Raw genomic sequence first — 7,635 nt, forward strand, 5'->3', positions numbered from 1 at the left:
GCCACCTCCGGCCCCTGCACCACCATCCCCGACCGCAACACGGCCACCGCCGCCGCAATCTCCTCATCACCGATAAACGGCCGAGCCGGCGGGATAAAGGTCTGTTCCTCAATTGGCATTCGACTACCTCAGTTGGTTCCGTGGGTCAGCGACGGGCGCAAACGGTAGTTCACGAACGTTAACCCAAATCGAACTCCCGATGACCGTAACAAGGCTGCAAACCGGCCAAATCAGCTGGCGTTCGCCTCTGGTCCATGATGCCGCGGCACCCCTCAGGTCCGGGCGGCTTCCAGCCCTTCACGGGCGAATCGCAGGGATTCGGCGAGGTCGGCGGCGCGGCGGGTGCGGTTGCCGGCTTTTCGCGTCGAGACCTCGACGGTCACCGAGCCGTTCCAGTCGGCGGTGGCGAGCTTGCCGAGCAGTTCGGCGCACGGCTGCGAGCCGCGGCCGGGCACCATGTGGGCGTCGCTGCCGGGGGCGGTGCCGTCGCACAGGTGGATGTGCCGCAGGTTCTCGCCCATGCGCTCGGCCATCGCCAGCGCGTCGGCGCCCGAGGCGGCGCAGTGGGACAGGTCGAGCGTGTAGGCGTCGTAGCCGTGGCGGGTGGGGTCCCAGTGGGGGCTGTACGGGACGAGCTTGCGCTTGCCGAGCTTGAGCGGGAACATGTTCTCCACCGCGATGGTGATGTCCGGGTAGCGGGCCTTGAGGCTGTCGAGCACCGAGGAGAACTTGCGGGCGTAATCGCGCTGCCAGGAGAACGGCGGGTGGATCACGACGGTGGGCGCGTCCAGGTACTCGGCGGCCTGGACCGAGCGGCGCAGCCGCGTCCAGGGGTCGGCGCTCCACACGCGCTGGGTGACCAGGAGGCAGGGGGCGTGCACGGCGCCGACCTTGACCCCGTAGTGGCGCGAGAGGCTGGCGGCCGCTGACGGGTCCTGCGAGATGCGGTCGGTGAAGACCATGAGCTCCACCCCGTCGTACCCCAGCTCAGCGGCCAACTCGAAGCCCACGGAGGTGGGCTCTGGGTAGACGGAGGTGGTCGAGAGCAGAACCGGGACGGACTGGGTCACAGCCCCTAGGGTACGCCGCTCCCATCGGGAGGACCTGGACACCGGCTCCTATACCGTCCGTGCGCTTCGCCGCGCATGCGCGTTTCGACCGGTCCCGGTGGGTACTGTTGACCGATGACCGACGAGGTGGAGCCGAACTTCGACCGCGAATGGGTCGAGTTCTTCGATCCCGACGACCCGGAGACCTTGGTCCGGGCCGACCTGACCTGGTTGCTCTCGCGTTGGGGCTGCGTGTTCGGCAGAGCCCCGGAAGCGGGCGGCTGCCCGGGCATCGACTTCGGCCGGCCCGCCGACGGCTGCTGCCTCCACGGGGCGTTCTACACCGACGCCGAGGACATCGCGCGCACCCGCCGGGCGGTCAAGAAGCTCACGCCCGAGACGTGGCAGTTCCATCGGCGCTGGAAGGACACGATCGTCGACGACACCCTCGAGAACGACGAAGGGGTCGAGGAGGCGGCCCGGAAGACCGCCGTGGTCGACGGCGCCTGCGTCTTCCACAACCGGAAGGGCTTCCCCACCGGTTCGGGCTGCGCGCTGCACCAGCAGGCGCTGCGCGACGGCGTCCACCCGATGGCCTACAAGCCCGAGGTGTGCTGGCAGCTGCCGGTCAAGCGCGACTTCAAGACCGAGCAGCGCGCCGACGGCACCAGCGTGGAGGTCACCCTCATCACCGAGTTCGACCGGGCCTCGTGGGGGCCGGGCGGCCACGACTTCGACTGGTGGTGCACCGGCTCGCCGCTGGCGCACACGGCCGCCGAGCCGGTGTGGCGCTCCTACGAGACCGAGCTGACCGAGCTGCTGGGCAAGGCGGCGTACGACCGGCTGGCGGAGCTGTGCGCCGAGCGGGAGAAGCACGGCCAGGTCGCCCCGCACCCGGCGAGCGTCCGGGCGAAGGAGCGCCTCGCTCCCCCGCGCCGCCGCTGAGGGTGAGCGACCTGCGCTTACAGCTTCCGGACAGCGCTCGCCTCTTCCGCCCCGTGCTAATGTCCACTATCATGTCAGCGTTCTCAACCCCAGGGGCCCCTCGCTCCGAAGCAGCCCCCGAACCGGGGAGCGGCGAGCGGCGCCCCCATCTGATCTACCTCGCGGTCGGCTTCCCTCCGGCCGCGAAGAGCTGTGCGTACCGTATGCGGGAGACCGCCAACCAGTTCACCGCTCAGGGTTGGGACGTCACGGTCGTCACCGTCGAGGACGAGTCCTGGGAACTGGAATCGGGCATCGACCACACCCTCTCCGAGAAGGTCGACCCGCGGGTGGAGACCGTCAAGCTCCCGCTCCGCCGGGAGGACCTGGAGACGGACATCCGCCGCTACAGCGAGCAGCGGGCGATCTCCCCGGCGAAGTGGGTCAAGTCGCTGCGCGAGCGCCAGCAGGAGACCTTCCCCGAGCAGAACTTCGGCGAGTGGCGGGGCACGTTCGAGGACGCGGTGCTGCGCGTCCACCGGGAGAAGCCGGCCGACCTGCTGCTGGCCACCTGCGTGCCGTACATGAACCTCGCCCCGGCCTGGAGGCTGTGGGAGGAGGCCCGGGTGCCGTACGCCGTCGACTTCCGGGACGGCTGGTCGATCGACGTGGTCGACGGCCGCGAGGCGTTCGGGCCCGATTCCGAGGAGGGCCGCTGGGAGGCGCGCGTCCTCGGCTCCGCGGTCAGCCTGTGGGTCGTCAACGATCCGATCGCCGAGCACTACCGCGCCCGCTACCCCGAGATCGCGGACCGCGTGCACGTCGTGCGCAACGGGTACGACGTCGACAGCGCCCCCGGCCGGACGCACAACCCCGACCCCGAGTCGGGCCTGGTCTTCGGGTACCTGGGCACGGTCAACTTCTCCAAGCAGCATCTGGAGGCGGTCCTCGAGGGCTGGCGCGCGGCCCGCGGGCGCGAGCCTCTGCTGGCGAACGCGCGGTTCGAGGTCCGCGGCCACATCGGCCACGGTGCCAACCGCGGCTCCAGCCCCCAGGCCGAACTGCTGCGGGACGCCGAGGCGGACGGCGTCAGCTACGGCGGCCCGGTGGCCAAGGCGGACGTCGCCTCCACCTATGCCCGATGGGACGCGATGGTGCTCATCCTCATCGGCGGCCGCTACGTGACCTCCGGCAAGGTCTACGAGTACATGGCCACCGGCCTGCCGATCGTGTCCGCCCACGCGATCGACCACGACGCGTCGAACGTCCTGGAGGGGCACCCGTTGTGGACGGGCGCGCGCGGCATCGACTGGGAGGCCATGGCCGACGCCTTCGTCGAGGCGGCGCACCTGGCGGTGGAGTCCACCGATGAGCAGCACGCGGAGGCCATGGCGCACGCCGACCGGTTCACGCGCGAGATCATCATGTCCGCGGCCGTGAAGAATCTGGTCAACGAGTTGCAGCTTGTGAAAGGCCGCCCCCAGTGATCGACGTTCTGTTCATCAGCAGCAAGAGCCCGTCTGCCAGCGTGGTCGCCGACACCGTGCCGAAGCTCAATGCCGAGGGCGCCCGGGTCTCGTTCGGCGGCACCGTCACCGCATCCTCGCTGGCGGAGCTGGCCGGCGTCGAGTTCGCCGAGACGCACCTGCTGCCCCGCTCCAACCGGCGGCGCGCGGTCAAGCTTCCGCTCGGGGAGCGGGTCTGGTTGCGCAGCCGCTCGGACTCGTGGCTGCGCGCCCGGGCCCGCGCGGCCCACGTGCTCGTCGCGCTCGACGACGGCGCCGTCTACACCGTCTGGCAGCTCGCCCAGCGCAACCGCTCGGCCAAGGCCGTCTTCGGCTTCGCCCCCGCCATCGACGCCGTCCGCGAACTCAACCGGCGGGGCGGGGCCCCCGCGCGCCGCGGCGGCGCCTTCCGGCCTCCGGCCTCGCTCGTGGCTCGCGAACTCGCCCGGGCCGCGCAGCGGCTTCCCGCCTCCGCGGCGCGCCTGCTCACCGCCCGCCCCATCATGCGCAGCTCCCTGGGCGCCCGCCTCTGGCGCCTGCCGCTGCGGGCGCCCGGCGTGCCCGCCCGAGTGCGCGTCGCGACGGGCCGCCGGGTGGCCGAGGCCATGAACTGGGCGGGCCGGCACAGTGGAGGGGCGTACGCGCTCGCCTTGGCCGCCTCCAAGATCTCCGACCCGGCGATCAAGGCCGAGCTGCTCAACGAGGCGGTGACACAGGAGATCGGCCGGGGAGCCGCCCCGAAGCACATCGACCAGGCGGTGCGGGCGCTGCTCGCCCGCGCGGACGAACTACAGGCCGCTGAGCAGTACAAGGACTCGGCCAAGGCCCTGCAGCGCGCCCTGGCGCTGGGTTTCCACAGGGTCATCCACATCGACCGGCTCTCCTCGCCGCTGGCCGCCGACCCCGAGGCCTTCGCCGAGCGGTTCCACGGCTCTCGCGCGATGAAGACGGTCATGACCCCTCGCGGCCGGATCCGGTCGGCCGCACCGCCGCCGAGCGACCGTCCGCTGCGGCTACTGGTGACGACCAGCTCGAACGACAACTTCCTGCGCCACATCCTCGACCGCTACCGGGATCACCCCGGCGTCGAGGTGCGCTACCTGGACGTGGCGACACAGCCCTCGCTCAGACGGATCTCGTGGGCGGACCAGCGGCCCATACGGGAGCGGATGGGCGACTGCGACGAGTACGCCGAGCTGGTCGAGGACCTGATGCGGCCGCACCTGGACTGGGCCGACACCGTGTTCCTCGACTGGTGCGTGGGGCCCGCCGCCATGCTGACGACGATCGATCCCGGCGACACCCGGATCGTCGTCAGGCTGCACAGCTACGAGGTGTTCACCCGCTGGCCGCAGCTGGTGGACTTCTCCCGCGTCGACGACCTCGTCTTCGTCGGGGAACACGTGCGGGACCTGGCCGGTGCGCTGGTGCCGCAGCTGCGCGGCCCGCAGGCGCCGCGTACGCATGTCCTGCACAACGCCGCGCAGCTCAGTGAATTCGCCAGGGAGAAGTCCCCGGACGCCCGCTTCAACCTCGGCCTCATCGGTGTCGGCCAAGTGGTCAAGGACCCCCTATGGGCGGTCGAGGTGCTGCGTCTGCTGCGCGAGAAGGACGAACGCTACCGGCTCCTGCTGGTGGGCGGCGACATGGACCCCAAGACCAGCCATGCCACCAGGAAGTACCGGAACAGGATGGAGAACGAGCTGGCTCCTCTGGTCGAGGCCGGTGCCGTGCTGCGGCTCGGACCGACCGACGACGTCCCGGACAAGCTCACCGACATCGGTTTCATCCTCAGCTCGTCGGTTCGCGAAAGCGCCCACTTGGGACTGATGGAGGGCGCCGCCAGCGGTGCGGTGCCCGTGGTGCGGGACTGGCCGTTCTTCGCGGGCAGGGAGCACAGCGCCCGCACGGTGTACCCGGACGGCTGGGTCGTGGAGACGCCGGAGGCGGCCGCCCGGCGGGTGCTGGAGATCAACGCCACGGAGGAGAGCTGGCTGGACAGCGGCAAGCTCGCCTCGAAGCACGCCCTGTCCACCTGGGACTGGTCCGTGGTCAGCGCCGGCTTCGACCGGCTGTTCCTCGGCGAGCAGCGGTAGCGGATACGCAAGAGCCACCCGGGCCGTCGGCCGGACGCGGGCTCTCGACTGCGTCACCGCTCGGCCCTTGCCGTTCCCCGAGCCCCCTGCCCGCCCCTCCATAGGTGAGGCTTCGTACGATCCTTCGATGAGGATCGATGCGCGCCAGTGGACGGCCGGGCTTGTGGTGGCCGGGTGCGTCTCCGCCGCCGCGGCGTTCCTGCAACCGTGGCTGACGCATTGGATGACGGTGTTCACCTGGCACAGCCCGTTCTGCGGCTCCGCGGACGGCGGCGAGGTGCTCCCGGTCAACTTCATGTGGACCGTGTGGTGGACGACCACCTCGATCGTGGTCGGAGCGATGGCCGGACAGCTGACGGGGCGCGGTCGGTCCGGGCATGCGGTCGCCACGCGATTGCAGTTGGGGATGGTCGCAGCGGCGGCGGCCGGAAGCCTCACGGTCGTCGCGGCGCTGCAAGGTCTGTTCAGGGTCTCCGCAGCGGTCGCCGATCGCCGCGACATGGCCTCGTGCCTGGAGCTCTCGAATTTCGTCCCACTGGTGGCGTGGGGGATCGTGTTCGGTGCGGCCTGTGCCGTCGCGGCGCTGTGGGTGCCGGAGATCGCGATCGGGCTGGGCTTCGGCTGGCTCATGGTGTGGGCCGGGAACGTGTTCATCGGCATTCACGAGTCGACGCAGCTCGAGCGGTTCGTGGGCGCCATGCCGCTCGACCTCATGTACGTGTTCGGGGACCGGATGTCCCGGTCCTGGGCGGAGGGCCTGACGAACGCGGTGGTGTTGGGGGGACTGCTGCTGGCCGGCCTGCTCGCCTTCTGGGCCAAGCGCAACTGGCGCCGGGCAGTCCTCGGGGCGCTGTCGGTCCACCTGATCGTCATCGTCGGTTTCTTCAGCGGCCAACAGAGCTACTACTGAGACCCTGGTCCCTCCAGCGGCCGGATGGGTCATTTCGAGAACCGGAACTCACGAGAGAAGTCGGGGAGGGGCCGCACCGGTCCGCTACGAGTCTTCCGAACACCGTGGCGGCCAGTGGTTCAGCGTCTAGCCAGTGTTCCATGTTCGAGAGGTCGGGTTTCCGGTCGAGGACGGGCCCCTCGCCTCCCATGCGCGCACGCCTGTCTCCGCCGCTTGCCTGTCGTGCTGGATTTGGTTTCGGCGAGGCGGGTGCTCGGGCGGGTCTGCTTCGCGGTGCGAGCTAGATGGTGCCGTCGCCTCGGATGTCGTAGGAGATGACCACGCCGTCGCTGAAGCGCCGGTAGCTGATGCGCCTGCTGTCGACGCTGTTCAGGGCGGCGCAAGAGGGGCATCTGACCGCGGTGGAGTTCTGGTACCGCACGCCGTCCTCCCATTCGTGCCCGCAGTTGCCGCAGCGCACGCAGACGATGAAGTTGTCGCCGCTGCCGTCGTCGATGGAGACGAAACCGGTCGAGCCGGTCAGCACGCCGATGATGTCGCCCTCGTGTTCGGCAGCGGCGACGTTCCGTTGCCATGGGAGCAGGTTCTCCAGGTACAGGCCGTCGATATCCTTGCCCCAGTTGCCGTTCGGGGTTTCGACCACGTAGTAGGTCAGTTCGCGGGTCACGTTGACCTCGTCGCGCAGGTACTGCTTGGCCTTCTCGGTGTCGCTGCCGCGGAACACGTAGTAGGTGCCGCTGGCGTTGCGCAGACTCCCGTACCCGGGTTCCAACCCGGCCGCGGCCTGCTTCGCCTCGGCCGCTTCGACTTCGGCGCGGGTCGCGTAGACGATCGGCCCGGCGTCGTCGGAGCGGCGCTTCTTGAACCAGCCCATGTGCTCTCCTCGGGGAGGGTCTGACAGGTGAGTCGAACCTAGCTCGGGAGCCGCGGGAGGGGTCCCGGCTTCAGATCGTGTTCACGAGTTTGGTCTCCAGTCGAGGATCGTCCAGGTCGGGACGCCGACCTGGTCGAGCAGCGCCAGGGTCATCGTTGCGTTGACGCCGTGGGGGTCGTTATCCGCCGAGGGTGATGTGGTGGCGGCCTTGCCAGGCGGTCGGGTCGGTGATCCGGCGCCCGTCGAGCAGGACCTTCACCTCAGGAAGATCCGCCGG

General features: G+C 70.0%; 6 protein-coding genes and 1 pseudogene. 4 read left to right on the forward strand and 3 right to left on the reverse strand.

What is annotated here, in order from left to right; all coding sequences use genetic code 11:
* Positions 1-119, reverse strand: a pseudogene (locus tag YWW_RS38140) (aminotransferase DegT); the annotation flags it as partial.
* 153 nt (positions 120-272) lie between these two features.
* Positions 273-1,070 (reverse strand): sugar phosphate isomerase/epimerase family protein, encoded by a 798-nt coding sequence (locus tag YWW_RS0124080; RefSeq protein WP_026932096.1) that lies wholly within the window; start codon positions 1,068-1,070, stop codon positions 273-275.
* Positions 1,071-1,184: 114 nt separating this feature from the next.
* On the opposite strand from YWW_RS0124080, the gene YWW_RS32730 reads away from it, so the two are divergent.
* From YWW_RS32730 to YWW_RS0124100, 4 genes are all read left to right on the forward strand, one after another.
* Positions 1,185-1,994 carry a DUF3109 family protein gene (locus tag YWW_RS32730; RefSeq protein WP_035705016.1) on the forward strand — a complete coding sequence of 270 codons (810 nt, stop codon included), beginning with the start codon at positions 1,185-1,187 and terminating at the stop codon, positions 1,992-1,994.
* A gap of 149 nt (positions 1,995-2,143) precedes the next feature.
* Positions 2,144-3,460 carry a glycosyltransferase gene (locus YWW_RS32735; RefSeq protein ID WP_035698484.1) on the forward strand — a complete coding sequence of 439 codons (1,317 nt, stop codon included), beginning with the start codon at positions 2,144-2,146 and terminating at the stop codon, positions 3,458-3,460.
* Complete coding sequence (locus tag YWW_RS0124095; RefSeq protein WP_026932097.1) at positions 3,457-5,574, forward strand: glycosyltransferase family protein; 2,118 nt, start codon at positions 3,457-3,459, stop codon at positions 5,572-5,574. The genes YWW_RS32735 and YWW_RS0124095 overlap by 4 nt, the downstream gene beginning before the upstream one ends.
* Positions 5,575-5,701: 127 nt before the next feature.
* A complete protein-coding gene (locus tag YWW_RS0124100; RefSeq protein WP_026932098.1) occupies positions 5,702-6,484 on the forward strand; it encodes a hypothetical protein in 783 nt (260 codons plus the stop codon).
* A gap of 280 nt (positions 6,485-6,764) precedes the next feature.
* Here the strand turns inward: YWW_RS0124100 and YWW_RS0124105 are convergent, their stop codons facing one another.
* The gene (locus tag YWW_RS0124105; protein WP_026932099.1) at positions 6,765-7,358 is read right to left on the reverse strand and encodes an FmdB family zinc ribbon protein; all 594 of its coding nucleotides are present in this window, start codon (positions 7,356-7,358) and stop codon (positions 6,765-6,767) included.
* Positions 7,359-7,635 lie beyond the last annotated feature (277 nt).

Origin of the sequence: Glycomyces tenuis DSM 44171 (assembly GCF_000427885.1) — a bacterium.
Lineage (GTDB): Bacteria > Actinomycetota > Actinomycetes > Mycobacteriales > Micromonosporaceae > Glycomyces > Glycomyces tenuis.